At 38.0% G+C, this 26,617-nt stretch carries 26 protein-coding genes and 1 pseudogene; 4 read left to right on the top strand and 23 right to left on the bottom strand.

The annotated features are described in order from the left end of the window. Positions 1-48: 48 nt before the first annotated feature. From SCALIN_RS20805 to SCALIN_RS23590, 3 genes are all read right to left on the bottom strand, one after another. The gene (locus SCALIN_RS20805) at positions 49-555 is read right to left on the bottom strand and encodes a PIN domain-containing protein (RefSeq protein ID WP_096896349.1); all 507 of its coding nucleotides are present in this window, start codon (positions 553-555) and stop codon (positions 49-51) included. Further along, the gene (locus tag SCALIN_RS20800; protein ID WP_096896348.1) at positions 552-824 is read right to left on the bottom strand and encodes an antitoxin; all 273 of its coding nucleotides are present in this window, start codon (positions 822-824) and stop codon (positions 552-554) included. The genes SCALIN_RS20805 and SCALIN_RS20800 overlap by 4 nt, the downstream gene beginning before the upstream one ends. Before the next feature lie 769 nt (positions 825-1,593). Further along, complete coding sequence (locus SCALIN_RS23590) at positions 1,594-1,716, bottom strand: hypothetical protein (RefSeq protein WP_261341060.1); 123 nt, start codon at positions 1,714-1,716, stop codon at positions 1,594-1,596. Between the two features lie 269 nt (positions 1,717-1,985). Between SCALIN_RS23590 and SCALIN_RS20795 the strand changes: the two are divergent. Together SCALIN_RS20795 and SCALIN_RS20785 are read left to right on the top strand one after the other, a co-directional pair. Beyond that, positions 1,986-2,893 (top strand): annotated as a pseudogene (locus tag SCALIN_RS20795) (tyrosine-type recombinase/integrase). Continuing rightward, positions 2,890-4,008 carry an IS91 family transposase gene (locus SCALIN_RS20785; protein ID WP_096892569.1) on the top strand — a complete coding sequence of 373 codons (1,119 nt, stop codon included), beginning with the start codon at positions 2,890-2,892 and terminating at the stop codon, positions 4,006-4,008. Before SCALIN_RS20795 ends, SCALIN_RS20785 begins: the two are co-directional and overlap by 4 nt. 110 nt (positions 4,009-4,118) lie before the next feature. Here the strand turns inward: SCALIN_RS20785 and SCALIN_RS22470 are convergent, their stop codons facing one another. From SCALIN_RS22470 to SCALIN_RS20700, 19 genes are all read right to left on the bottom strand, one after another. Beyond that, positions 4,119-4,280 (bottom strand): hypothetical protein, encoded by a 162-nt coding sequence (locus tag SCALIN_RS22470; RefSeq protein WP_162532141.1) that lies wholly within the window; start codon positions 4,278-4,280, stop codon positions 4,119-4,121. 116 nt (positions 4,281-4,396) lie between these two features. Beyond that, complete coding sequence (locus SCALIN_RS20780) at positions 4,397-5,278, bottom strand: ABC transporter permease (protein ID WP_096896347.1); 882 nt, start codon at positions 5,276-5,278, stop codon at positions 4,397-4,399. Positions 5,279-5,283: 5 nt separating this feature from the next. Beyond that, entirely contained in the window at positions 5,284-6,381 is a 1,098-nt protein-coding gene (gene wecB, locus SCALIN_RS20775; RefSeq protein ID WP_203415602.1) for a non-hydrolyzing UDP-N-acetylglucosamine 2-epimerase, read from the bottom strand. Then, positions 6,381-7,550 (bottom strand): glycosyltransferase family 2 protein, encoded by a 1,170-nt coding sequence (locus SCALIN_RS20770; RefSeq protein ID WP_096896346.1) that lies wholly within the window; start codon positions 7,548-7,550, stop codon positions 6,381-6,383. The genes wecB and SCALIN_RS20770 overlap by 1 nt, the downstream gene beginning before the upstream one ends. 8 nt (positions 7,551-7,558) lie before the next feature. After that, positions 7,559-9,454: an asparagine synthase (glutamine-hydrolyzing) gene (gene asnB, locus SCALIN_RS20765; RefSeq protein WP_096896345.1), complete on the bottom strand. Its 1,896-nt coding sequence runs from the start codon at positions 9,452-9,454 to the stop codon at positions 7,559-7,561. 40 nt (positions 9,455-9,494) lie between these two features. After that, a complete protein-coding gene (locus SCALIN_RS20760; RefSeq protein WP_162532451.1) occupies positions 9,495-10,124 on the bottom strand; it encodes an exosortase C-terminal domain/associated protein EpsI in 630 nt (209 codons plus the stop codon). Continuing rightward, on the bottom strand, positions 10,111-10,980 hold the full coding sequence (locus SCALIN_RS20755; protein WP_096896343.1) for an exosortase/archaeosortase family protein: 870 nt from the start codon (positions 10,978-10,980) through the stop codon (positions 10,111-10,113). Before SCALIN_RS20755 ends, SCALIN_RS20760 begins: the two co-directional genes overlap by 14 nt. 56 nt (positions 10,981-11,036) lie before the next feature. Further along, the gene (locus tag SCALIN_RS20750; RefSeq protein WP_096896342.1) at positions 11,037-12,230 is read right to left on the bottom strand and encodes a DegT/DnrJ/EryC1/StrS family aminotransferase; all 1,194 of its coding nucleotides are present in this window, start codon (positions 12,228-12,230) and stop codon (positions 11,037-11,039) included. A gap of 51 nt (positions 12,231-12,281) precedes the next feature. After that, positions 12,282-13,127, bottom strand: coding sequence for a GNAT family N-acetyltransferase (locus tag SCALIN_RS20745; protein ID WP_162532450.1), 846 nt, complete (start codon positions 13,125-13,127; stop codon positions 12,282-12,284). 292 nt (positions 13,128-13,419) lie between these two features. Next, complete coding sequence (locus SCALIN_RS20740; RefSeq protein WP_096896340.1) at positions 13,420-14,268, bottom strand: XrtA system polysaccharide deacetylase; 849 nt, start codon at positions 14,266-14,268, stop codon at positions 13,420-13,422. Positions 14,269-14,502: 234 nt separating this feature from the next. Next, positions 14,503-15,627 (bottom strand): CpsD/CapB family tyrosine-protein kinase, encoded by a 1,125-nt coding sequence (locus SCALIN_RS20735; protein WP_096896339.1) that lies wholly within the window; start codon positions 15,625-15,627, stop codon positions 14,503-14,505. Positions 15,628-15,744: 117 nt separating this feature from the next. After that, positions 15,745-16,599, bottom strand: a complete 855-nt coding sequence (locus SCALIN_RS20730; protein ID WP_096896338.1) for an ExeA family protein — start codon at positions 16,597-16,599, stop codon at positions 15,745-15,747. A 27-nt stretch (positions 16,600-16,626) separates the two neighbouring features. Next, the gene (locus SCALIN_RS20725; RefSeq protein ID WP_096896337.1) at positions 16,627-18,219 is read right to left on the bottom strand and encodes a Wzz/FepE/Etk N-terminal domain-containing protein; all 1,593 of its coding nucleotides are present in this window, start codon (positions 18,217-18,219) and stop codon (positions 16,627-16,629) included. A gap of 14 nt (positions 18,220-18,233) precedes the next feature. Beyond that, positions 18,234-19,028, bottom strand: coding sequence for a polysaccharide biosynthesis/export family protein (locus tag SCALIN_RS20720; protein ID WP_096896336.1), 795 nt, complete (start codon positions 19,026-19,028; stop codon positions 18,234-18,236). A gap of 350 nt (positions 19,029-19,378) precedes the next feature. Beyond that, on the bottom strand, positions 19,379-20,053 hold the full coding sequence (locus SCALIN_RS20715; protein ID WP_096896393.1) for a prepilin-type N-terminal cleavage/methylation domain-containing protein: 675 nt from the start codon (positions 20,051-20,053) through the stop codon (positions 19,379-19,381). A 282-nt stretch (positions 20,054-20,335) separates the two neighbouring features. Further along, complete coding sequence (locus SCALIN_RS20710; RefSeq protein WP_203415601.1) at positions 20,336-20,695, bottom strand: ComEA family DNA-binding protein; 360 nt, start codon at positions 20,693-20,695, stop codon at positions 20,336-20,338. A 366-nt stretch (positions 20,696-21,061) separates the two neighbouring features. Beyond that, entirely contained in the window at positions 21,062-21,493 is a 432-nt protein-coding gene (locus SCALIN_RS23585; RefSeq protein ID WP_203415600.1) for an MBL fold metallo-hydrolase RNA specificity domain-containing protein, read from the bottom strand. Next, positions 21,486-22,463, bottom strand: a complete 978-nt coding sequence (locus SCALIN_RS20705; protein WP_203415599.1) for an MBL fold metallo-hydrolase — start codon at positions 22,461-22,463, stop codon at positions 21,486-21,488. The genes SCALIN_RS23585 and SCALIN_RS20705 overlap by 8 nt, the downstream gene beginning before the upstream one ends. Positions 22,464-22,583: 120 nt before the next feature. Then, the gene (locus SCALIN_RS20700) at positions 22,584-23,954 is read right to left on the bottom strand and encodes a TIGR03013 family XrtA/PEP-CTERM system glycosyltransferase (RefSeq protein WP_096896335.1); all 1,371 of its coding nucleotides are present in this window, start codon (positions 23,952-23,954) and stop codon (positions 22,584-22,586) included. A 345-nt stretch (positions 23,955-24,299) separates the two neighbouring features. On the opposite strand from SCALIN_RS20700, the gene SCALIN_RS24235 reads away from it, so the two are divergent. Continuing rightward, positions 24,300-24,452 (top strand): hypothetical protein, encoded by a 153-nt coding sequence (locus SCALIN_RS24235; RefSeq protein ID WP_420885450.1) that lies wholly within the window; start codon positions 24,300-24,302, stop codon positions 24,450-24,452. Continuing rightward, a complete protein-coding gene (locus tag SCALIN_RS21840; protein ID WP_133112124.1) occupies positions 24,379-24,678 on the top strand; it encodes a hypothetical protein in 300 nt (99 codons plus the stop codon). The genes SCALIN_RS24235 and SCALIN_RS21840 overlap by 74 nt, the downstream gene beginning before the upstream one ends. A gap of 39 nt (positions 24,679-24,717) precedes the next feature. Here the strand turns inward: SCALIN_RS21840 and SCALIN_RS20690 are convergent, their stop codons facing one another. Then, positions 24,718-26,556: a polysaccharide biosynthesis protein gene (locus tag SCALIN_RS20690; RefSeq protein WP_096896333.1), complete on the bottom strand. Its 1,839-nt coding sequence runs from the start codon at positions 26,554-26,556 to the stop codon at positions 24,718-24,720. Positions 26,557-26,617: the final 61 nt, after the last annotated feature.

Raw genomic sequence — 26,617 nt, 5'->3', positions numbered from 1 at the left:
AAGAATATCTCCCTCAGACTACTAATGACTTTATATTCAGAAAAGTTGTTAACGAGACATATCACGTATTTTTTCTAACACATCGTCACATAACTTCCTACTGACCCAGATGTCTTTCCTTACCTTAATCTGTTCTATTGTATATTCTAAATCTTCGAGTAAAAGTATATCCTTTCTGTATGCTTCTAATAAAATGCCGAGAGTGCCTTTAACTTTTACTCCGACTCTCCTAGCCTCGGTTCTTGCCAGTTCTTCATCTATAAGTACAAAATCTCCATTTATTTCTAAAGCAAACCCAATGGCATCTGATTCTCCTTTTCCCAGTTCAATGTTCTCTGGCTGATGTACCTTTTTAACATCAATCACGTCACCATATCTTTCCACAAATAATTTGATATTCAGAGAATCAAGCTTACCTCTTCTTATCCCTGATGTTACCACCTCATGGTAAACAGACTCTGGGATATAAATTGTCCCATAGAGTTTTTTTAGAAGAATTAACAAATTCAACTTACCCAAGGCTATTAGAGATCCGCTATTACAAACAACGATCATTCAATACCAAGCTCTTCTTTTAAAGTATTTTCGCTGATTGAAGGTTCGATGCCAAGAGAAAATGCTTGCATGGCAAGTTCATCTTCAGGAATACCAGCCAACTCTGAGGCCCGTCCAAAGGATATCTTCCCATCGCAATACTTGTTTAAGGCTCTCTTTCTTTTGAGAAATCGAATTCCTTCAAGTAGTGCCTCTTCCAAGACCATATCTTTCTCTCCTTCTAAACCATCCAAAATATTGTCGGGAAGCGCTATTGTTAATTTCTTCATGACTTTTCTCCTTCATTTAAAAAAGTATTGTTTGACGGATTTCAACCACCCGGAATTCATCTTTCCTCAGATCTTGTGGCGCTGTCTCGCGCAATGAGTCCAGAGCCTAAATCTTTCATTTTTTTAGTGCTTTGTTTTTAGTTCTTTGTGCTTTGTGCTTGGTGCTTAGTGCTTGGTGCTTGGTTCTTGGTTCTTTGTTGCTTTACATACTTTATAAAGGTGCCTATGGAATTAATATAAGCATTTAGTTTAGGGGATGGTTCATCAATTATCACGCTAAGTTCTCTTTATTGCTAGCTGCAATACCCATAATTTTTAACTCTATTTCTCCCTATGTTTAGTTTAATTTTGATTTGCTTTTTTTCTTACAAAGCACCAAGCACTAGGCACAAAGCACCAAGAACTAGGCACCAAGAACAAAGCACTAGGCACCAAGAACTAAGAACTAAAAAGAGTATGTATCATATCAAGTCCCTATTAATATACTTCAGTATTGATGTTAATTCAATCTGGGTATCCAATTCATTTATTACCTTTTAGCATATTCCGTGTATTCTGTGGTTTAGAACATTCTACCATAAAACTCTTTTTCAGATCTTCAAATTCCCGCAATATCAAGCTTTTCTGCATTTTTAATTATTTCTTCACAAAAAGGATTGTTGCGGTAAACAACAACATCGATATTCTGTTCACAAACAGAAAAGAATTTAGTTTGGACCTCTAAAGAGAGCTTTAAAGAGTTGACCTTCTCACCATGCTCAGGTAGTAATTATATATCTATATCTCCACCATTTTTTGCATCATCAAGCCTTGAGCCAAAAAGGTATACAGTACCACTGAAATCTGTTAAAGCGTTCTTAAGGGCGATTCTTTCTTGTTTATCCAGCCGCATTTACAAATAGTACCATATTTATTTGTTTGTCGATGGTCTGCATGTCTGGGGTCAAACCTTGATTTGTGATTAAGGCAATCTGTCTATTACTTATTTGTCACTTATCCAATGTTATTTGTTATTGGTCAAGTGTATTAAAAGAGCAGAGTATTATCGTAGTTGGACGAAGCCGCTATCGCGGAGAACAAAATCGGAAATTTATTATATAATGTAACCTCACACCCTCAACGGGAGGGTGAATCTATTAACAAATAGGAGGTTACAGGTCTATGAAAACATTATCTCAATCCGATTTCAACAAAAATTACCAAACGCATCTAAAGCACCTACGCTTGAAAGGACTCCGGCCAAAAACAATCGAGGCTTATTCACGTGCCATCCGACGGATCGGTGATTATTTTGACAATCAGATACACGATCTATCTGAACAGCAACTACTTGACTATTTTTCCAATCTCCTCAATACCCATTCATGGAGCGCAGTCAAATTAGACCTCTACGGACTAAAGTTTTTCTACACTCATGTGCTTCATAAGCGTTGGGAGCAAGTAAATCTTATTAAACCACCCAAAACGCAACGTTTGCCCGATATTGTCACCATTAATGAAGCCCACCAACTTTTCCAGGTGACGAGAAAACTCAGTTACCGGGCCTTCTACTTTGTTCTTTACAGTCTTGGTCTCCGCCTGGGTGAAGGACTACGTCTTGAGGTTAGCGATGTCGATTCTCAGCGAATGCGGGTGCATATCCGCGATAGCAAAGGCAATAAAGACCGTTTCGTACCCCTGCCAAAGGTAACCCTGAATCTCTTACGCCGTTTTTGGCTTGTTCATCGCAATCCTGTCTTTCTATTTCCAGGCCGTCATGGTGGCTTGAAATCAGCCCACCTGGCAAAAACACCTCTGAATAGAAATGGCGTTCAGGCCACTCTGCGTAAGGTAGCCCGGGAGTGTGGAATTAAAAAAAAATTACACCACACAGTCTGCGACACAGCTACGCAACCCATCTGATTGAGGCGGGTGTTGATCTGCTTGAAGTACAAAAAATCCTCGGCCACCACAGTATTTTAACCACTGCCAAATATACCCACCTGACCTCTCATACAAATCGTAATGCCTTGCAATTAATTAATGATTTGATGAATGGTTTTTCCATAGAATGGGGGAATGTTATATGATATCTCTCTCCTCTATAATTGAGACCTTCATTGCTGACTTTATCACTCTTTATCATGGTTCGATCCTGCCAAGTCAATTCAAAGCCCTGGCAGCCATGAAGGATTGTCGCACTACGCAAAGCCGCGTCATGCTGGTCCAATGTAATGACTGTGAAAAACAGGTTTTTGTACCGCACTCCTGCGGTAACCGCAATTGTCCTCATTGTCAGAGTCATGAGTGTCAGCAGTGGTTGGAGCGTCAACTGAAAAAAGAAGTGCCTGCTGACTATTTTATGCTCACCTTTACTATACCCAAAGAGCTTCGATCATTAGCATGGCAGCATCAACGCTTGCTTTACTCGATAATGATACAGTGTTGTTGGGAAACCGTAAAAACCTTTGTCCAAAATGACAGCGTATTACAAGGAAACGCTGGAGCCATCACTGTTTTGCACACCCACTCTCGCTCTCTCGATTACCACCCGCATATCCATCTGGTAATGCCAGCCGGGGCCATCAATCAGAAGAAAAAGCTTTGGAGCTTCAAAAAAAGCGAAGGAAAGACGCGGTACCTTTTCAATCACAAAGCGCTGGCTAAAGTGTTTCGAGCAAAAATGCTCGATGCCGTGAACAAAGCGGCTCTTACGCTTCCAGTTAATTATCCCAAAACATGGGTCGTCGATTGCAAATTTGTCGGCAACGGTGAAAAGGCACTGGTCTATCTTGGTCGTTATCTCTACAAAGGGGTCATTCAAGAGAAAGATATTATTACGTGCAAAGATGGTCAGGTGACCTTTCGTTACCAGGATAGTAAGAGCAAAAAAATGCTCACAAGAACACTTCCCGGCCCGCAGTTTCTCAGGTTGATTCTCCAGCATGTTCTACCCAAAGGTTTCAGGCGAACACGGAACTTTGGTTTCCTCCACCCTAATAGCAAACGCTTGATTGCATTGCTTCAGTACCTTACCGGTATCAACCCGAATAAGTCGTCAGCCTGGTTCAGAGAGCGTCCAAAGCTTACGTGCAAATGCTGTGGAGGAATAATGAAGATCATAAAAACGATGATACCTCCATCACACAAATCCAGGTCTTTCCCCTACAAGTTAACAAAAGAGGAGGCTGTTCTGGTTATGTAATCGAATCCGCTATGCATCTAAGATTTGCAAAAACGGCATTATCGGGTCGAGATGGCCCCCGTTTGCCCAAATTTGAGGTAAAATGGCCGAAAAACCATGTTCTGTAGCTCCTAAAGCATGACGACAGCAATTGAAAAATCCACTTCTTTGGCTTCATAGCTTCTGCGGTAAAAAAGAGAAGTAATCTTCATAAGATATTTTCTTATACAATGTTTAGCACCCAAACAACGGGCTTGTCCAACAAACGGTTCAGATTGTGGTTCGTCCCTCACACAATCTAACCTTATTCGTTAGAGCAGTGAATACTTAGTAATCATCGGAAAATACTATCTAACCGCGAAATATCCGAAAAGATGCTAAAATATCTCTTTCCTGTCTCCATTATTTTTCAGGCACTCATTCTTTCGATGAGGATGGGGAGTGCTACGCGATAAATCATCCAGGCGATAAACAGAGTTATGATTGTTAGTAAACTGACAACCAGAAACGGTCCTATATTGGTAATGACACCTTTTGTCAACAAATCTCTAGCCCCCATGAGTATGGGACTCACCGGGTTAAGAGTTGACATTAATGAATAAGGAAACGATTGAGGTGGTGGGTAAATAACAGGCGTAATAAAGAACCAGAATGATGTCACAACGATTAATCCCTGTGTAATGTCTGAATATAATGTACCTAAAGGGGTAAGTAATAATCCGATAGAGATACCTAACAGGATTAATATAAGTATCGCCATCGGTGCCAATAACAGCCCCCATGTAACTGCTACCTTAAAGTATACAAATATCCCCACAAGAATTACCGATTTAATAAGAAAATTAAATAAGACATCATAAAACGCTGATACAATCAGCGCCTCTCTGGGGAAATTGATTTTAGCAAGCATCGGTTTCGCCGCAATAACAGACTTTAAGGGCGCGTTAAGACCCTCAGTAAACACCTGCCAGAGTGTTGTCCCAACCAGAACATACACCGGATATGGGATGTCAGTCTCACCGAGATTGACCACTCTCTTTGACTGTAAAATAATAAATACCAACCCTGTAACAAGAGGCGGAAGAAACGCCCAGAATATACCAAGTATGCTCTGCCTGTATCTGGCAGAAATATCCCGCACAAAAAGTCTCCATGCCAATTCGCGTGAATCCAGAAGCCCATTGAACATAGAACGTATCAGCCGGTCAGGGGTATGCATTTGTGATTCCGGTGAGTACACAGTGGTCTGCAAGTCTCCAGCGTTACTATTTGTAGTATCTTTATGTGTCATTCTTTTTATTTCTCTGAAATGGCCAATATTTTAACAATTCTCTCTGCCGCCTTACCATCCCACAGTTCCGGAATCATGCTGTTTTGAGTATTTCCATACAGAATATTTTCTGCTTCCTGTACGATTCTCTCCTTTCCGGTACCAACAAGTTTATTAGTACCTTGAGATATCGTAACAGGCCTTTCAGTATTTTCTCTTATGGTAAGACACGGAATCCCAAGCACCGTTGTCTCCTCCTGTATCCCACCTGAATCCGTTAATATGAATCTGGCGTCAGACATAACTTTAAGAAAGTCAAGATATCTGAGTGGTTCACAAAAGGTTATATTGTTGTTAACGCCACCGTTCAATTTATCGATACTGCTTTTTGCCCTCGGGTGTATAGGAAAAACCAGAGGAATTTTCCCGGAAATTTCGTTGAGCGCGGAGAATATCTCTTTGAATCTATTCTGATCATCCACATTCGAAGGTCTGTGAAGCGTTATCACCGCATAATCCTGTGCCTTTAGTCGAAGCGTGTTAAGGATATCTGACTCTTGTGATTTTTCTTTATGTTTCAGGAGTGTATCGATCATGACATTACCTACAAAAAATATTTTGTCCCCATTAACTCCTTCTCGTTTTAGATTTTCCTCAGCGCTTTTCTCTGTGATAAAGAGCAAGTCTGAAATCGCGTCAGTAAGGACCCTGTTAATTTCTTCCGGCATAGTCCTGTCATAACTTCTCAGCCCCGCTTCCACATGGATTATACGGATATTTAGTTTGGAAGCAACCAGCGCGCACGCAATAGTAGAATTTACATCACCAACAACCAGGACATGTGTAGGCTTTTCTCTTAAACACACCTTTTCAAACCTTTCCATTATGAGGGCTGTCTGTTCGGCATGAGAAGCGGACCCCACCTCCAGATCTATATCTGGTTTCGGTATCCTCAAATCATCAAAAAACAACCTGGACATCTTCTCGTCATAATGCTGACCTGTATGGACAAGGACCTGATTAATGTGTCTTTTGGAAGAGTGGTTATGGGCAATAACAGCATCCATTAGAGGCGCTATTTTCATAAAGTTCGGTCTCGCACCAACGACATGGATTATCTTCATTATTGTATTATGTCTCCTCTCTGGCCAGGGGACCATGTTGTGTATGTTTCCCCCTTCAGGTATTGCACCCATCCTAACAGTATCGCCAGGTTTACTGTTGTAAAGGTATAAGACGCGGATGCCAATTTCGACAGTACAGGTAAAAAATGCAAACTGTGATTTATGATTGCAATAAGATAAAAACAGATCTGTGCTATAAAAACAGCAACATATAAAGAGCCCTGAGAAATTAACATCATGTTAGTAAAAAACATTATTAACATAAAGAAAGGGACCAGGAATTTGCATACTTTATGGGACAGCAATTCTAATGAAAAGAACCCACAGCAGAATGGATTTAACAGACTCGCATTATTGAAAATTGCCCTGATAGTCCTGTTGGTAATTCTTATCTGCCGACTAAACTCCCCCCTGATATCACTTGCGGTCTTCTCAATACAAAAGGCGCTGCTTTCAAGTATCCCCCTATGGTTTTGTTTAACCACACTCAAAGGAATTACAAAATCATTGATATCGTAATCCTTAAGTGGTTGATACAGACTTTTACGGACGGCAAAAATAGCCCCATCAGCCCCTACACAAGAGCCAATTCTGCTTTCCAGCATTTTTGTGAATTTTTCAATTCTGGAGTAAAGCCCAACAGATTCGATAGCGTTCTCATCGCTGTTTGTAACATATTTTGTGGTCCCTGTCACAAATCCTATTTTCTGATCACAAAAATGTCTTACTAAATTTTTTATGGCATCCTTATCATAGTTTGAATTCGCATCCGAAAAGACGACAATTTCACCTTTTGACAAAACTACTGCTTTGTTCAAACACGCAGTTTTACCGATTCTTCCTTCAAAGTGTCTTAACATTACACCTTGATCTTCGTATTGTTCTACTATACTTCCGGTTCCGTCGTCGGAACCATCAGAAACAACCACTATCTCTATCAGGTCTTTCGGGTAGTCCAGTGACAAAGAGTTAAGGATTTTATCTTTAATTACGAATTCTTCATTATAAGCAGAGATTAGAAGTGTTACCTTTGGTAACACCAGTGCTGTTGACTCTCTATTAATCTTTGATACAAATAGAGATATAGTCCATAAAAGGACTATATATCCCACATATGGATAAATTATCATTAACCCTGAAATCCAGAATATAACTTTTAATACCAGCATCTCTTTATTCAGTTCATATACGCATCAAACCATGTTTGAAACATTAATAATGACCAGATTAGTGTATCATTGGTCTCTCGACCATTGTAGTGATCATTAAGAATATTACTAACGGTAGTACGATTAAAAATGCCGTGCCTCTCTAAGTTCCTGTCAGATAATCTTTCTAATGTCATTTTCTTCAGATCTGTCTGCAGCCACTTTGTCATAGGCCCGACAAACCCCTGTTTTTTGTGCCTGACAACAGATTTGGGCAGCAGGTGAGATACTCCTTTCTTTAAAAGGTATTTCTTCTGAAACCATTTTAATTTGAGCTCAGATGGTATTGTCGCGGAAAATTCCAGCAACTTATGGTCCAGGAAAGGGACCCTTACTTCAAGAGAGTGGTGCATACTCAACCTGTCGGTACAGGCAAGTATATCTTCCGGGAGATATGTTTTGATGTCACAGTAAAAGACCTTGTCCAGTGGGTCCTCAGCATTTGGTGATTCAAAGTACCTCAAAAATCTGTTATGTGAAGAGTCTAACGCATTTTCATAATCATTATTATCAGAAAAAAACGAATCTTTGTACAACCTGTTTAACTTAGAAGTAAAACCGAGATAACGTTGCGCATTACTTAAGGACGAAGATCTGACAAATCTTTTCAAATGGTTGACTCTATTTCCACCTGAAGAGTTTTCCGGCAACTTTTCTATCAATACTCTAATAATTTTTTCTCTGATAATTCCAGGTATCTTATTATAAATATGGCTGATATGAAAGCCAAGATAACGTTCATAACCACAGAAAGCCTCATCTCCTCCAAGACCGGACAATGCCACGGTCACATTTTCCCGTGCCATTTTACAAACAAAATAAGAGGGTATTGTCGCGTCGTCCGCAAATGGTTCGTCAAATGAATTCACAATTTTTTCAATGACCCCTTCTACATCCGGCAAGACCTCATGTTCTCTGTGGTTTGTATTATATCTCCGGGCAACCAGCCTCGCATATTTTCGTTCATCATCAAACCCACCGGTATCACCACCAAAACCGATAGTAAAGGTATTTGCCGGAATATTGTTTTTATTGCTCATCAATGCAACAACCACACTGGAATCTATACCCCCACTGAGGAAAGCGCCAAGAGGAACATCACTCATAAGCCTCATCTTTACTGATTCTTCTAACAATTCCATATATTCATGGATGAAATCTTCTTCCTTTTTCTTTCTGTCAGGCTCAAAAAACAGGTCCCAATATTGTTTAAGGACCACATTACCTTTTTTCAGTATCAGGGAATACCCCGGAAGTAATTTTTTTATGTTTTTGTAAATTGTCAGTGGCGCGGGAATATAGGAAAACATAAAATATGATGCCAATGCCTCTTTATCTATTTGTTTCTTAAAATGAATATCTGAAATAATTGATTTTATCTCTGAGGCAAATACAAATTTCCCATTATACTGAGAATAAAAAAGCGGCTTAATTCCCAATCTGTCGCGCGCAAGGAAGATCGTTTCTTTACGAGAGTCCCAGATACAAAACGCGAACATTCCTCTCAGTTTTTTCAAACACTCCTCACCCCACTCTTCATAGGCGTGTATAACAGTTTCCGTATCACTATTTGTTGAAAACCTATGGTCTTTGCCCTGTAACTCTCTCCTTAAGTCTCTATAATTATATATCTCACCATTAAAGACAAGAGATATACTTTTATCTTCATTAAACATAGGCTGACGGCCTGTTTCTAAATCTATAATTTTGAGCCTTCTGTGACCCAGGGCGATCTTATCATCAATATAGTACCCACAGTCATCCGGCCCGCGATGCGTTAAAGACGAAGTCATTTTCTTTATATCCTGACCCGTTTCTTTACAATATCTATTTTCTACTATGTATATACCCGCTATGCCGCACATATTTTTTGATATAATTTAACCATGAATTAGATTTTCACCTTTATCCTTCAACCGGCCAGTTTTCAGCGATAAGAGGGATGATCAGTCTTCCAAACTGTATCAGGACATCTTCCGCACCATCCGTTCTACCGTCAATAGATATCCTGACAAACGCACCATCATTCCGGTTGAATCGTACTTTATTAATAAATCGATTTATATTTTGTTCAATCCCTGATTGTATAATTTTATCTCCGTCCTGATACCAATGATAAACTATTCGAGACACACCTCTTCTTTTCACCACCATTCTGTTAACAGCGCCATGACCATCCGCGATAGTAGTGCCTGTATCGCTCATGATTCTCCACCCGGATGACGGATAACAGGCGTTGGGATTGTGCGCTGTTCTTCCTCCTTTTTTGGTTCCATAATATCCAATATAAAGTGTAACAATATGTTTGTCGTTAATATCCACATAATTTCTCGATATAGAAACATCAGTATCCAGCTCATCAATAACGAGCTGGTCCAGACTAAAGTCATCACCTTTCCATGTCTCAATTGTATGAGGTAGATTGGCAAGTCTTTTGTCAACAACGTCAGGCATAGATCTGCCAGACAAATAGATAACCGAACCAAATGTTAGTAATAAAATAATGAGCGGTATATAAAATCTACTCTGCTTCATCGTATGCCTGCTCTCTGTTAAGTAATTTGAATGAAAGAGAAAGTGCCCCAAAACCAAATATAAAGACGAGATAACCGGAAATATCGTGAACATATCCTCTGGCAACTGTCTCTCCATAAATATTAGCCAGAATACCGGTTCCCGTAATTCGTAAAACATTTACCAGTACCGCAATAACAGGAGAAAGTAAAACCAGAATCACTTTTTTGTAAAATTTACCTTTAATCATATAGGCAAAAAAGAAAGCCAGCATAAGCATTGAAGTCATAGACCTGATCCCGCTACACGCCTCAGCAACTTCAAGGGTGCAGGTAGTTAAATGGATTATGTTCCCTTCCTGTACAAGAGGAACACCGTAAGCCTTGATCAGAGGAACGGATATGTTTGTAGCAAATGTCTTCATAGGCAAAGTGATATGATTTACAAAGCTGACAGGAACCGGAATCATGAAAAACAGGAAAAATAACGGAAAGAATAAAATCCTCAACAGTCTCAACCCAAAATAATACCAGACAAGTGATATCAGAGAACATACGAACATCAGCCTTGTTACAAATGCCATATGCCCTATTAGAAACAAAACATATATAAACAGACTAACCACAAAAACAATTAATCCGCAATAGGTTGACCAGAATCTACTTCTTAAATTATGTATATCCGCAAGATACCTCTTTATATTTTCCCTCTTCAGGTATACACAATATCCTGACATTAACGGAACTAATAATCCATGAGAATTATTTGAGTCTCCCAGCCAGACATTGAGCAGTTCCGCCATTATGGGATAATATGTACATATCATGAGTACAAATAGAATAATAAACCGAATAATCAATGGATTAGTTAATGACATAAGTATTTTTGTATTTTCAGTCGCACCTTTGACGAGAGATGATACGACTTAAAAATTTAATTCATTCCTATCTCTTTTAATTGTTGAATAAGTTTAAGTCTGAATGACTTTTTAAATTTTATATGTGTTGGCAGACAAAACAATCTCTTTGGAACTGATGATGCAACCGGATAGTTGTTTCTGTTCTTATATTGCAACTCCGGAATATTATCAATACTATCAGGATACCTTTGACTCATACCAAGCAATTTTAATCTGTTCATATCTAACTTTTTTCCCCCATCCAAATAGAATGGAAACCTGTGATAAGTTGCTTCAGGTCCGCTCTTCAGGCAGTTGATATTGTTAAAACCGGATAATTCCCTGTAATAGTATTCTGTATTTTCTTTTCTTGCCAGATTGAACCTTGTCAAATTCGCACGCCAGTTCCAGGCCAGGCCCGCTTGTGTATTTGACATATTTCTGATTACATAGTGTGTTGAATAAAATGTCCCACCCACACCAAGACCTGGAAAATTTGCTGGAATCCAATAGAGGAAAGGACGTAATATTTGCGAGAAAATCGTTGCTTTTAACAGTATGACAAGCTGTCTAAGTTTAGAATATCTACCAGTTTTGGATAATATCTTTTCTATCTCATCAGCGATATCCGTCCTGTTTGTCATGATTATACCACCTTCTACCGTTGTAAAGTTCTTGCCCCTGTCAAGGCTAAATATTCCGACATCACCTCTGGTCCCTGCTAACATTCCATTTATAGAAACGCCCATCGCCTGGGCAGCATCATCAATTATTAATATCCCCTTACCTTGAACAATGTCATGTAACCTCTCTATATCCGAAAGTATGCCGAACAGACTACACGGAATTACCGCTAAAGTCCGTTCCGACAAAGTATCAGGCAGGAGAGAGTAATTAAAGTCCAGTGTATTTTCGTCTATATCACAAAGCCTGACTTTCAGACCGGCTTTAATGATTGAAGCAGGAACAGAGTAGCACGTATATGCGGGTATAATAACTTCATCTTTGTGAGTATCTCCAGCAACACGATACAATGCCTGAAGTATAACGGTCAAGGCAGCCTTGCCGGATGAGACCAGGTACACATTTCTTGTCTGAAAATACTCCTCAAGCTCTTTTCTGAATTTATATATATAATCCTCAACTCCCAGGAACCCCCTTACGCAATTATATATATCCTTCTCATATATTGGCGCTGCAGATGGTGGTATATGATAAAAAAAGCTCATAAATAAATCAATTCAGACAAATCGAAATTCTTCAATTCCATAATTCCCTATTCACAAAGATATATACTTTCTAATCCTTGAGCCTAAACTATTTGCCACGCATAGTGGCAGCTTTCTCCACAAATAAGTTGCGATTTCTCTGTTTGCATTTAATTTTTCCGGCGTAGTATTCACCTTTGATACTTTTTTTTTCTTTATACTGATATTGTGCCAGTATAATGCTTCCGGTTGCCCTCCCCATTGGGCTTTGAAACGGTAAGTACTTTCACCTGGTGATGAACGACCAAAGTCAAAATATGCATATCCTCCATCAGAAGCAAAAGCCAGAAAGTTCCAGTAAAGCATCATATTGGGTGAAAGGTAGTTATACTTTCTGAGAGTAGAAGCCCATGGGATTGTAACGGTATCATTAACCAGCAACACTATCCCACAAGCTACAGGTTGTGACCCCTTATATACTAACCCCATTCGCACTTTATCCTCATAAAATTCCAGTATAGAGCTGAACCACATCCACGAATGAACAGGAGATCCCAGCTCCTTCATGTTAACAGAGAACACTTGATAGAAATCATTGAGTTTATTAATACTACCCCATTCAAAACGAAGTCCTTCTTTTACCGGTTTATTAATCTGGCTCCGAAGCTTCGATTTAAAACTCTTTAAGAGCTTCTCCGAACTATCCGGCAAATCAAGAAACATTCTTACTTTATGAGAGATCGTTTCAGTCGGAAATGAACCGATCTTAAAACCAGTTTCTGATATTGGAGACCGTATTTCAATCTTTTCTACATCGATTTTTCTGCAAAGTGATAACGTTTCACTGATAAAAATATTTTCAATCTCTTCGCTATCAAACAGAGGCCCGGCAGTATCGCAAAAAGGAAGGGATATCAAGCTTCCTTTCCTGAACGGTATTTTCATGTGAACAAGCGGTAGAACACCTACTGCTTTCCTTGTTGCACTCTCTCCCGTATCATTTATTGCTATAAAATAATAACATTTATGACCATATGCCGACTCTACGGCCTGTTTCCACGCATAAAAGTGATAAGGCGTGGTATCCTTATGCTCCGTAACATATTTGTCCCATATGGTTTTTTCATTTTCTGATGCTAATATGACTTTAATAATACCTTTACCCGTTTATTCTGAAGATTTCAAAGTCTTGCCGAAGTAACGGTTTACTTCAGTTTTCATTGGCATCCAGGACCTGGCTGACAGGAGCAAACCTGAATGAAGATAATAGATATTTTATTTTTCCCATAGTCCTGTCAAGGTTTATATAATGCCTGAACCTTGACTTGATACCTGCCCTGATTCTGGGCTGTTCAGGATCTATCTCCCAAGGGTGAAAATAGAGAATTACCGGTTCCCTTTCACACTCATTTATGTGCCTTAAAGCCCTTTTGATAAACCGCACAGGCAGTAACCTCAGATACCCCCCACCGGATACCGGAATACGAAACTTATGACCGGAAAACCCTACTTCAAACGTAGAGACAGGAAACTCCCTTATAACACCATGTTGCCTGTCTATTGTATGGGGAAATCTGATGGCATCAGGTATTCCATACAAGTCGTGATGAATCGGAAATATACTTGAATCGCATGTAAATCCCTCCTCAATCAGGATATCCAATGCCCATAAAGACTTCTCTGTAATTGAATAACTCGGCGCCCTATAGTAACTCACCTCTCTCCCACATAGATCTTCAAGTAACATCTTTGCTTTTTTGATATCCTGCCTGAACCTGTCATGACCTATATTATATATCAATTCGTGGTTATATCCATGACAGGCTATCTCATGGCCTCTCTTCTGGACCTCTCTGATAAGAGAAGGATGGTGCTCGGCAATCCAACCCAGTATAAAAAAAGTTGCTTTTACAGAAAACTCGTCAAGCATATCGAGGATTTTCAGGGTATTGAGTTCTACCCTTGGAGGAAAGGTGCCCCATTCTTCACATTTTACATATTTCTCAAACGCTGATACCTGGAAATACTCTTCAACATCTATAGTAATGGCATTAAGCATTGATAGGAAAATTATAGACAGTACCTATTCTAAAATCTTTGAATGGAGATTTCTTACTGACAACCTGGCAGGGAACTACTGAAGTCCGGACACAGCTCCGCCATCTCAGTTACATTCCTACCAAAAGTCATACCCGGCAGGGTTGTAAATCTGTCATAAGAATTTTGTATGCCCAATACGAACAGACAAAATATTTATGGCATGAAGTGAATGCTGATTATACGTTTAAATTGATCAGGATGATCCGTAGTCGTAATAGTAGTAGTTTGAAGAATATCCATAATAATCAGAAACGACCACCTCACTCTTATTCATAATAAAACCTACAATCTTACTATCATGAAGCGTTTCAACTGCTCGTTTTACAATTTTTCTTTTGGATTTTTTACAGTTAATTATGAAAACGACACCGTCAGACAGAGGTGCAAGGATTACCGTGTCGGGAAATGACAGTACAGGAGGAGTATCAATTATGACAAAATCGAAATTCTCTCTCAAATATGCAAAAACCTGCAGCATTCTCTCTGATGAAAACAACTCACATGTATTTGAGGGTCTGTTTCCTACGGGAATAAGTGTCAAATTCGGCAAGAACCCATCGATACAAATATCTTTAAAATCCGCTTCATCAAGAAGATAATCCGATAATCCTTTTTTAGGGTTAATACCTAATAATACATTAAGTGTAGGCTTTCTAAAATCACAATCCATAATAGCAACCTTTTTCTGCTTGTCTCCACATAGTGTAATCGCCATATTCAAGGCTATTGTACTTTTTCCTTCCTTCTGCTGTGAGCTGGTAAATACCATCACCTTGCACTTGTTTTTTTTCTGTAAACCATTCAGTGACACCTGCAACCTTCTAAAGTGGACCATTACAGGGCCTTTCCAGGTCTGCTTTCCAATAGCCTCGTAATACGACACTATATGCTCATCTACATTATACTTATTAACCGAAGTTACGGGTATCACACTTCCTGTCTCATCTTTTTTTATACCGGTTTCCTTCAGCCGTGATACAAGTCCGCTATCCTCCATTAACAGGTCATAATCCTCACTTGTCACCGGATCAAATGCGGCAATATTGTTATAACTCTTCTCTATAGCAGATAGCATGTGATTGCTATTTTTATCAGTTATTGAATCATATGGAGATTCAATATCATGAGCTTCTACAGAATCGAGCATTCGTGCGCTATGGTCTGGTTCGGTCTTCTCTGGAGTGGAGGAATTAGCATCACTAACTTTAACACGTAAATCAGGTTGAACCCTATCTTTACGTTCCGAAGCAGATGCTTTCTTTTGAACTTCACTTGCTTTCTCTCTGGATTTTTTTAACGCTTTTTCAATATTTGACATATAAATATTAAGTTTTCAAACTTTTCTTAAAAAAATTATAAACTCTGTTTTATTATCAACTATTTTTTCCGTATTACACAGAAAGTGTGGTAACATCATCTCTAAAATAAAAACTACTTAAATGGTTGACAAAGGCTCTTGTTGCTTTGAATGCCTGCCAAGATCTTCAATCAACTCACTGATCGTTTCTCTAACAAGGTTTTCGTCTATAACTGCCTTCTCCTCAACATACCCGGCAAGTAAAGTAGCATCACATGAGACATTAATGAGACGTGGTATCCCACTTGAATATGAATAGATCTCATAACACGCATCTTTAGTAATGATTTCCCTGCTATCTGCACCGGCAACTTTTAACCTGTGGTTTATATACGCTACCGTTTCTTCTCTGCTTAGCGGATTCACATGATACGCGACTGATATCCTCTGCTTCAATTGTCTGAATTTTGGAAGTAAGAATGTCTCCCTCAGTTCCGGCTGACCAACAAATATCATTTGAACAAGCGCCTGTTTTTCAGTTTCCATGTTTGACAACATACGAATTTCTTCCAGTACGGGGATATCGATGTTTTGAGCTTCATCAAAGACAACAACAACCGGACAGTTCTGCCTGGACTGTTCTATGAGATAATTATAGAACTTAGCTAATAACACATCCTTTGTATAGTCTGCCTCTAATTCTATTATAGAGAATTGATAAAGCATCAACCTGAATAGCTGCTCAAAAGTTGCCTTTGTATTTACGATAAATGCTGATTTAATTTTATTCTTGTTTCTCTTTAATAAAGTTCTCAGCAGAGTTGTCTTGCCACTTCCAATATCGCCCGTAAGCTGGATAAAGCCTTTCCTGGCCTCCAACCCATATGTTAAATATGCCAATGCCTTCTTGTGTATCTTACCAAGAAAAATAAAATCAGGATCAGGGGTCAGATTAAATGGGTTCTCTCTTAAACCGTAGAATTTTCTGTACATTTTATCAGTGCTGTTAAAATTAATGATTTATTTTTTTGACAACTTACTCAACTTTTCCAAACCAACGCTGGCTTTTTTACTGACAATCGTTTTGACAGGCTCTACAACGAGACAAACAACTGTCGTTATAGCAATAAATCCAGCTATTGAACTTGATACAATTATCTTCTTTCTTAATATTTGTTTAGCCTGAGTGTTAGTAATGATTGTAGGGATCATTCCTAATGCAGGAAGATTCATGTAACTTATCACATCTTCCATCGTCTTGAATCTCTGATCAATCTGCTCCAGTCCAAGTATCAACGCAATTCCCAGTCCTAATCCCAAAACAAAACCCATCCCAACAATCTTTGCTTTAACAACCGTTATAGGTTCGTACGATATCCTTGCGGGATCAACAATCCTATAAGGGTTGGTCCTCGAATCAAGGGTCATTTCTCTCCTGAGTTCCGCCTTTTCTTTTTGCATAAGACGTGTTTCAAATAACTGTTTGTTTACATTGTAACCTCGCTTTAATTCAGAAAGCTTCTTTCTAAGAGCAGGCATTGCCTTTACTGATTCTTCCAGGAGGGCAATTTCCTCAATTAAATCCCCCCGTTCTATTTGTAACGCTTTCAGTTCAAGTTGTGCAGTGAACCCTTTTTGCTTAAGATCTTTGTACATAGGATTATTTACTATCTTCTCTTCACTCACAACCTTTTTAGCTACTTTTTCACGCATTTCTTCCAAACTCTTGAGTACTTTCAGCTTCTTTACAATACTTGGATGCTCATCAAAAAATTTAGCACGTAATGTATTGATCTCTATCTCCAGCTTATCAATCTGTTTAGATAAAGTGGCTACTTTAGGATTTGGTATTCGGGTCACTTCTCCTGTAATCGTCTTATCTTCTCTTCCTTCAAGATCATCCAGATATTTTATTCTCTCGTTTATAGCATTCAATGCTCTATCAACTCTTATCAGCTCTTTCCTGGCTATGGATAATCTAACCTGCTTGGAGTTCTGGCTGCCCGGTAAATCTTCAAGTTGTTCCTCCTCAAATGCGAGAAGTTGTTCCTCAGAATGATCAAGATTCTTTTTTAGTCGTTTTAAATCTTCTTCAACAAACTCTACGGTCTCATCTGCCTCAGTTCTTGAATCCTTTAAGCTGGACTCAATAAAGTTTGTAACAAGTCCATCAACTATTCTAAAGTTTATTTCCGGATTTTCTCCACGATATGAAACTGTTAACAGATTCCTCCCCTTTGCTTTCAAACGAACTTTACTTCCTATTTTACGATATAACACCTGTAAACCAGCAGTGTCATCCCTCTCTAAATCTTTATCGAGTTCCAAAATCCTTATAACCGAAACCAAAGATTTCCAACTCAACATTTTTTGTCTGACAATCTGTATCACAGATTTAGCACTAACGCCTCTCTGTCCACCGACAACAGCATCCATCACCTTTGACCGTTCCACAAGCAAAGTACACTCTGATTCATAAACATCCGGCTGAACCGTGGCATAAAAAACCGATCCTATAGTGCACAGGATTGTGGGAATAATCCACATCCACTTTTTTCTTAAAAGCAGTTTCGTATATTTATGTAAATCGAACGATGAATGAGCCTGTTCCATTGTTCTCCTATATATTAATTTCCAGGTGTGTCAAATCCGAATGCAGTAGTTTGCCAACGGCCAGCAGAAGCAGCAGCACTACCAAGTTGCTGAGCAGGTTGTGTCGGTTTTAACACATCTTGTATAACAAAGCCGATCCTCCCAAGTAACGTAGGAGGAATATAGACAATGTCATTTGGTCTGAGGACAATATTATCTCCAGTCTTTCCCTTCTTAAGAATATCATTCAGGTTTACTACAAGACTTTGTGGTTTCTCAATTACATCACTTTCTCCACGAATAACCTTGATTTTACTCCGTTTAGCGGTGCGTGACAATAAACCTGTTTTTGTAATAGCATCGAGCACAGTAAGATTACCGGTAAATGGGATTTGTCTGATACCCCCACCAAAACTATATATATACACCTTCTTGCTGTTAAATCCTCTTACCTGAACAGACACTGCCTCCGCGGGAAGTTCTTTGAGATATCGCCCCAACAACTTATGTATCTTTTCCCGTACCTCTAATGGAGTAAGTCCTTCTATGTAGATATCTCCCAGAAGCGGGAAAAAAATGTTTCCATCAGGTCTAATAGTAGCCGCAGTGTTTAGATCTTTATTATCATTGACTGATATTGCAACAACATCAGGAGGTGATAGTTTGTAAGTACCGTTTATGGCTTCCAGTCTATTATCAACCTCCTCATTCTGCTCGTTAACTGCCAATTTAGGAATCTCATCAAACAGTTTAGACGAAGACGGCGTAGTACATCCGGTATGAAACAATACTAGTACTAATGATATTAAGATTATTACATTTCTGATCATTTTAATTTTTCTCCACTTTAAATATTATCGACATTCTTTTCATTTTCTTTAAATAAAAAAAGCTACGAATATATGATAATTTTTACTCTTATTTCCGGAAATATTAGAATTAATTTAAAACCTGATCAGCCACACACGCTTTTGCGTTTAATATAAACCGATACTTATTAGTTGTCAAACAATACTTTTGGGAATATGTCTAATAATTAGACATAACTATCGAGAGACATAAGTGTAAATAATTAACATATTTGCAAATCTGGGTGAAACAAATATAAAAGATATCAGACAGAAATAGAATATATGGTAAAAAATGATTTATGAAGTGAAATAGATACATAAAGATATTACTAATCCGGGTCCCATACTATACCTTGATCAGCATGCCCGTCTGGCCATCCATCGTTGGTGGAACCGTCAGTATCTCCATTCTGTACACGCCCGACGTGACCATCTAAAAAAAGGATGTTCGCACCTCTTGAGTGCCTTTGCGCAACGCTACCATAGGAACCTTCAAACTTACTTGCAACAGTCTGATTATTTATTCTGCCATCGAATAACAAGACTGTTTTGGAGGGAAACCTGATTGAATCAATCATTCGATTACACATTGAACCTTGAGTAAGCTGAGTATTCATTTTAATGGTTCTGGTATTGTCTTTTTTATCTTGAGCTACCGTATTAATGACAGGGTCTTGTTTTATCAGCATAAGTCTTTCCTTTGTTGAAATCTCAGTCTGATTATCAGGTAATATGTCCGTTGTTATATATCTGTCAACAGCTTTAAACCAGACCTCGCCGCTGCATGATCCAGTATTACTTTCCAACGGGAGATATCCATCGTTTTCAATTGCATATTGCGCAAAGCACTTAAATATCTGCCCCATGTTACCCATGCATACTGTCTGTTTAGATTTAGCCCTGATTGTTGAAAGAGCCGGAAGTACTAAACCCATAATTGCAAAAACAATGAATACAACTATGAGTAGTTCAATTAATGTAAATGCGTGGTTGTTGTTATTCATAATTTAACTATGCTTCCATGCTCAGCTAAACTAATTGTGGTGGCCTTTATACCGGATTCGTTGCAAACTTCCTGTTCAATCCGGAAATTATTAAATAAATCTATTCAGTATCTTTCGTTCTTTTCCTGATAACGGTATCAGAATATTTTTACAAAAGCTATTTTTCCGCAAAACAAAAGAAAATATGGGATTCCAGGTTTTGCTCAAAAAAACTCTATGTTATGAAAAAAAAGTAAAAGTAATTCTCTCTCTACTCAAATGTAATACACACTAATATGGGAGTCATTCAATCGCAATCATGTCCTTAATTTTATTATAAATCCCATCTCCAACACCTTTTACGTCTTTCAAGCCATCAATTGTAGTAAAAGATCCAACTGCCTCACGATGTTCGACTATAGATTCCGCCTTCCTTTCGCCAATGCCTTTCAAAGACATTAACTCCTCAACTGTTGCCGTGTTAATATTAACCTTTGCTTTATGTTCCGCATAGGCAAATCCACCAACAAAAGATACCAAGGCTACTACTATTAACACAACAGATACTTTGCGAATAACGTCCATGTAATTCTCCTTTCCTAAACCGGAATCCCATATTAATGTTGTAAGTATACCCATCACGAATTGGTTTTCAGTTTTCATTACCAGATTTCACCAGAACTTATAGATTTTTCTCAATCACAAAATCCTCGACTTAGCATTGCTATGCCTCTGGTTTTATTCAATCGAAAAATCAAAATTTCAGGCAAACTCCTGTCCTGAAATTCCTAAAACAACTTCGTAATGGGTATAAATCTTACGAATAAAATCTACCGCAAAAAAAGACATGTCTGAAGCTCTGAAGCATTTATTCTCCCAGGAAAATAATAAGCCCGTCTGAATATTTTTTCTTTAATCGATACATTCAATATGCTGTTGCCATTTAACATCCACTATAAGACAATGTCAAGAGAAATATGATGTATGGTTTTCTGATAATTAACACATATCAAGCTTCTTATTAATATTTCAAGCATCTACAATGTATCTCTTTTTCCTTGCAACTGTTACATCCAACCCCATTGTGTCTAGTTCCTTCTTCAAAGACTTTTTTGATTCTGCTTCTCCATGAACAAGGAATATTTTTGAAGGTTTATTACGAAACCTCATTACCCAACGAACAAGATCATCTTTATCCGCATGAGCTGAATACCCTGAAATTTCATGGACTCCGGCGCCAACATCTATCCTTTTACCATCAATGGTCACATACCCATGTCTCATTTTATTGTTTCCACAAGTAATAATATCTCTCCCTGGTGTCCCACAAGCCTGATATCCTACAAACAGAATATCATTTCTGCTATCCGGCAAGAACTCTTTCAGATAGTTTACAACCCTCCCTCCCGTACACATACCGCTACCAGCAACTACAATAGCGGGCCCACCTTTATCATTCAACCATCGTAATGCTTTTATAATGGTCCTTATGATTATTAATACTAACAAGCCCAGGGAATACAAACGGGTCATCACCGCCTCTCAATCGTCTCCTGGATTCCTTGTCCCAGAAATCCTTAAGGTCAGAATATAGAGCAGTGAACCTGTTTGCAAGAGGTGAATCGATGATTACCGGAAGCCTGGACAGTTTTTCTCTTTCAACTATTTCATTCAGTTCATAAAGCAGTTCCTGTGTACGTCCGATAGCAAACGCGGGAATAATAATTATCCCATTATCTGAAAGTGATTTCTTTAATACCTTTAATAAGTGATGACGACGTTCCTTTCTTCCGGAGTGCTTCCTGTTTCCATATGTTGACTCCAGCACGAGAACGTCAGCCTGAAAGGGTGATTGTGGCATAGACAGGATTGGGGTATAAGGAGCACCAAGATCACCTGAAAAGACAATACGTTTTGTGTTGTTTAAACTCTTATGTTTTTTCCCTGGAATTACCTTAACCGCAATCTCAACAAAAGCACTCCCAAGTATGTGACCAGCAGGGTGAAATTTAATTTTAAAACTATCCGATACCGATATCCACTGCCTGTATTTACAGGGAACGATACGTTTCTGTAGTACACTAATAACACTATTGATAAGTTTACGGTTTTTCGTAAACCCGATTTTCAAAGCATCTTGAAGTTGTCCCGGTACAAGATATGAGGTTGGAACAGACGTGTATATGGGGCCGGTATACCCGGATGCAAGCAGATATGGAATACGGCCAATGTGATCCAGATGCGCATGCGTAAGAATCAACCCTTTAAGAGTCGATATATTAAAATTAATTTTTAAATCAATGTATTCTCTGGCCTCTTTACCCTGAAAAAGACCACAGTCAACAAGCAGGCTCTCATCTGCGAATGATATCTGGGAACACGATCCGGTAACACCTTCAGTAGCACCATGGAATTCAAGAATTACAGGCATATCACAAAATACAACTTGCTGGCATGGATATCAAGAATAAGTATCACGTGTTCTTAACATAATTTACGCATCCTGTTTTTTGTCTATTTTTACAAATAAAAAGATCGGTAATTACCAGCTTCATCTTGCCCCGCTTCCAAGTAATACAACTTTTATGGTCTTAACAATTATAATCAAGTCAAGCAGGATTGATTTGTTCTTTATGTAATAAAGATCATATTGAAGCTTCTCAAGAGTATCTTTCTTTGATGCAACATATCCATGATTTACTTGTGCCCAACCTGTTAATCCAGGCCTGACCGAATGACGCAAGGAAAAATAAGGGATTTCTTTTTCCAGGTCTTTCACAAATTCTGGCCTTTCCGGCCTTGGCCCAATTAAACTTATATCTCCTTTAAGCACATTCCACATTTGAGGCATCTCGTCAATTCTTAATTTCCTTATAATTCTTCCTATTTTCGTCACTCTTAGATCACCTTCTTTTGCCCACACGGCACCATTTGCTTCTGCATCCGGCTTCATTGAGCGAAATTTAATCAACTTGAATATCTTTCCATTATGTCCAACTCTGTCTTGTATATAAAAAATACTCCCTTTTGAACCAAGCTTTATCAGAACAATAGTAATTAAGCTTACCGGCAGCGATCCAATAAGGCCCAGTACACAGAATATCACATCCACAATACGTTCGATTCTCTGAGTGAATATACTCCTTTTTATCCCTGATAATGCTACATATATAAACCATGAATCCCTTATATGCTTTACTGGAACCCTTCCTGACAATTCTTCATATAGTGAAGGCATATCATAAACTTCAATACCAGACATCTTCACAGAGAGTATATTTTTAAATAATTCACTTCTTTTCTCTTGTGTAATTGCAACCACAACAACATCTATTTCACCTCTTGTTGCCATATCTCTTAAATTACGGCTATTACCCAGAATAGAATATTGCTCAACAGTTTGATTATGCAATTTCGGATTGTCGTCAAAAAAACCGACTATATTATAGTTAGTGTTCTTACGAAGCAATCTACAGATAGTTTGTCCGGAAACTCCAACTCCCATTATTCCAACATTTTTTTTGTTACCTTTGTTTAATAGAAAAGACTCAAAAGCAGCCCTCCATAAATACATGAAGATAGTAAGAAAAATTATTTTAATAAAAAATATACCTCTTCCAAATTGATAATGAGGAATAAGATAAAAGCTCAAGGCCACAAGCGTACTCCCAACAGCAACAGCAAGTAGCAATTTTAGAAAATAATTTATAGTTGTAAATTTATACTTGAAACTATAAATGTCAAATATATAGAAAGTAAATATATGTATGGTGAGTGTTATAATAGACGCGCCAGTGAAATTTGATAATAAGTCAAACCTGCCCAACCTTACATAATAAGCTACCGCTATAGACAGAATAATAAAAATAATATCACCTGATAAAAGGAGTATTGTCTTTTTTGGAATATGTTTTAACAGCATAATCAGTATGTTAGTGATCTTTTGAACATTTTAACACAGGAACGTTGGATGGTACCCACCTGTACTGCTATTATTAAAGCCATATAGCATTATTTAAACTTACGATATTCATTTACTCATACAATTTGATTCTGATAAAACAATATAATCAGAATCTGAAAATCTATACAGTGATTACGTCTTCTTTTTATTTAACTTGTTTACTATATCAATATTATAAAATATGCAGAAAAAAGCCAATGATTTCTTACTTATTGAAGAATTCTGAATGTAGTCTTAAAATGACCGGCACTGGCGAGGACCGTATATTCTGACTCGGCGGCAAGACCATACGGAGACATTGATTTGTTGGTGTATCCTGAGCAAATAACCTTAGCCGAAAAACACATTTCTGGCCTGGGTTACAAGTGCCAGGATAAAAGATTTGAAAATTCCAGAGATTTCTATTACGAAGACACTTTCTACAATCAAAGCAACAAGAAAAAACTCATATATTGAACTACACTGGGCATGGCATAAATTTTCAGGAATCAGTCAAGAGGCAGGCATCCATGATATTTTCCAAAGAATCATAGAGGTTAAGTATGGTATGTTATTATTGAAGACAATACATCCTGTGGACAGCCTTATAAATTGCGCGTTGTATATGCCTATGTTCAACAACAATGAAATAGGGCTTATGTGGATTAATAAAGCTGCATTGCTTTTTTTGAATTTATTTTAATAGCTTAAAAAACTCTAAACCGAAACACTAATTCAATAGTTACTGTTTTGTCAATATTGTCTCATATACTTTATTCTGTGGATTGTACTCTGGAACTAGTTTTTTCAGCACTCGTATGGCACCATCAATATTTTCCTTATCTGCAAAGTGTAAAAGCTCTTCTATATCACTATTAAATTCTTCCCAATTGACATTGGTAACACCCGCGATTGTGATGCTCTCATATTTTGTATCCTTTTCGGATTCATCTATTAACAGCTCTTCATAAAGTTTTTCTCCGGGTTTTAACCCAGAATATTTAATTTTCACATCTTCAGGACCAAAGCCCATCATCCTTATCATGTCTTTTGCCATATTTTCTATATTTACTGGCTCTCCCATATCCAATATAAATATTTCCCCTCCTTTCCCCAGACTGGCAGCCTGCATCACAAGCTGAACGGCCTCAGGTATAAGCATAAAATAACGGGTAACATCAGGATGCGTTACTGTTACCGGACCACCTTCTTTTATTTGCTGCTTAAATTTTGGCACTACACTACCTGAGCTATCAAGCACATTACCAAACCTGACTGCGATAAAATCGGTATTACTTATCTTATTAAAGTTTTGAATGTATAATTCACACACCCTTTTGGTAGCACCCATCACACTTGTAGGTCGGACCGCTTTATCCGTTGATATTAAGACAAACTTTTCCACCTTATACTTGTCTGCCAGTTTTGCGGTTTTAAGTGTACCCAGTACATTATTGATCATCGCCACACATGGATTTATCTCAACAAGTGAAACATGTTTGTAAGCAGCAGAATGAAAGATTATGTCTGTATTAAATCTCCTCAAATGATTTTCCGTACAAATAGGTTTTGTTACGCTTTCCAGGATTGCATGAAATTCCACTGCGTTATTATTTCCATTCAACTCAGAATCAATTAGATATAATCCATGCTCATTATTATCAACTAACATTTCAATTGAAGGGTTACATTCTGCTATTTGTCTTGATAATTCAGACCCAATAGAACCGCCTGCACCAGTTATTAAAACCGATTTACCATCAATAAAGCTATTAATGCGACGCCTATCTAAATCCTTTGGCGCACGCTTCAAAAGATCATCAATCTCTATCTCTCTTATTTGATTAACACTTACACTGCCACCAACTATCTCCGACAAGCTAGGCAGTGTTTTGAATTTTACCTGTGACGCCTTGCAACTCTCAATTATATTTCTTACTTTTACACCAGATGTAGAAGGGATTGCAATTAAAACATCTTCAATATTATTTTCTCTAATTATTTCATCCAAATCAGTATTTCCAGAATAAATAGGAAGGCTATGTATACTCCTTCCAATCTTGTTTGGATCGTCATCTACAAAACAAATGGGACAATATCCAAGCAAAGGGTCATACCTCATCTCTTTTGCTATCATTTGTCCTGCAGATCCTGCGCCGTATATCAATACTCTACGCCCTCTCCCTCTTTTAAGGACAAAATAATATCTATAAACTCTCGTGCTAAAACGCACACCTCCGGTCCCTAATAAAAACAGCAACCAATAAATAATAAATATGCTTCTAGGCATTCTATATGTCTGAAAAAAGAAAACAAGTACAACAGCAATAAGAACGCTAATTGTAACAGCTTTCAGAATCATAACGAAACTATCTACACTTGCATATCGCCATACAGCATTATACATTCCCATTCTGATGAATACCCCAATTGTTATGATAATAATAATTGGCAATGAGGTATAAATAAAATGAGCATATTCTAAAGCACCTTTAAACTCAAACCTTAAAAGAAAGGCAGTAAAATACAATATGCAAATTAAGCAGATATCAACAATAATTAGTAAGCTCTTCTTTTTCATTATTTACACTTTAAAATTATATGTAATTCTATGATCGATATACAAAAACCAATCAACAACC

Origin of the sequence: Candidatus Scalindua japonica (assembly GCF_002443295.1) — a bacterium.
Classification (GTDB): Bacteria; Planctomycetota; Brocadiia; order Brocadiales; family Scalinduaceae; genus Scalindua; species Scalindua japonica.
The sequence above is the reverse complement of the archived record's forward strand: the minus strand, read 5'-3'. Positions and strand labels throughout refer to the sequence as shown.

Coding starts and splice junctions, on each gene's coding strand:
- SCALIN_RS20755 (WP_096896343.1), bottom strand. CDS start 10,980: ATGTCATTAACTAATCCATTGATTATTCGGTTTATTATTCTATTTGTA.
- SCALIN_RS20715 (WP_096896393.1), bottom strand. CDS start 20,053: ATGAATAACAACAACCACGCATTTACATTAATTGAACTACTCATAGTT.
- SCALIN_RS20760 (WP_162532451.1), bottom strand. CDS start 10,124: ATGAAGCAGAGTAGATTTTATATACCGCTCATTATTTTATTACTAACA.
- SCALIN_RS20800 (WP_096896348.1), bottom strand. CDS start 824: ATGAAGAAATTAACAATAGCGCTTCCCGACAATATTTTGGATGGTTTA.
- SCALIN_RS20730 (WP_096896338.1), bottom strand. CDS start 16,599: ATGTACAGAAAATTCTACGGTTTAAGAGAGAACCCATTTAATCTGACC.
- SCALIN_RS20705 (WP_203415599.1), bottom strand. CDS start 22,463: ATGCCTGTAATTCTTGAATTCCATGGTGCTACTGAAGGTGTTACCGGA.
- SCALIN_RS23590 (WP_261341060.1), bottom strand. CDS start 1,716: ATGCGGCTGGATAAACAAGAAAGAATCGCCCTTAAGAACGCTTTAACA.
- asnB (WP_096896345.1), bottom strand. CDS start 9,454: ATGTGCGGCATAGCGGGTATATACATAGTAGAAAATAGATATTGTAAA.
- SCALIN_RS20725 (WP_096896337.1), bottom strand. CDS start 18,219: ATGGAACAGGCTCATTCATCGTTCGATTTACATAAATATACGAAACTG.
- SCALIN_RS20710 (WP_203415601.1), bottom strand. CDS start 20,695: ATGAAAACTGAAAACCAATTCGTGATGGGTATACTTACAACATTAATA.
- SCALIN_RS20785 (WP_096892569.1), top strand. CDS start 2,890: ATGATATCTCTCTCCTCTATAATTGAGACCTTCATTGCTGACTTTATC.
- SCALIN_RS20735 (WP_096896339.1), bottom strand. CDS start 15,627: ATGTCAAATATTGAAAAAGCGTTAAAAAAATCCAGAGAGAAAGCAAGT.
- SCALIN_RS20700 (WP_096896335.1), bottom strand. CDS start 23,954: ATGCTGTTAAAACATATTCCAAAAAAGACAATACTCCTTTTATCAGGT.
- SCALIN_RS20720 (WP_096896336.1), bottom strand. CDS start 19,028: ATGATCAGAAATGTAATAATCTTAATATCATTAGTACTAGTATTGTTT.
- SCALIN_RS20740 (WP_096896340.1), bottom strand. CDS start 14,268: ATGCTTAATGCCATTACTATAGATGTTGAAGAGTATTTCCAGGTATCA.
- SCALIN_RS20690 (WP_096896333.1), bottom strand. CDS start 26,556: ATGAAAAAGAAGAGCTTACTAATTATTGTTGATATCTGCTTAATTTGC.
- wecB (WP_203415602.1), bottom strand. CDS start 6,381: ATGAAGATAATCCATGTCGTTGGTGCGAGACCGAACTTTATGAAAATA.
- SCALIN_RS20770 (WP_096896346.1), bottom strand. CDS start 7,550: ATGCTGGTATTAAAAGTTATATTCTGGATTTCAGGGTTAATGATAATT.
- SCALIN_RS20750 (WP_096896342.1), bottom strand. CDS start 12,230: ATGAGCTTTTTTTATCATATACCACCATCTGCAGCGCCAATATATGAG.
- SCALIN_RS20805 (WP_096896349.1), bottom strand. CDS start 555: ATGATCGTTGTTTGTAATAGCGGATCTCTAATAGCCTTGGGTAAGTTG.
- SCALIN_RS20780 (WP_096896347.1), bottom strand. CDS start 5,278: ATGACACATAAAGATACTACAAATAGTAACGCTGGAGACTTGCAGACC.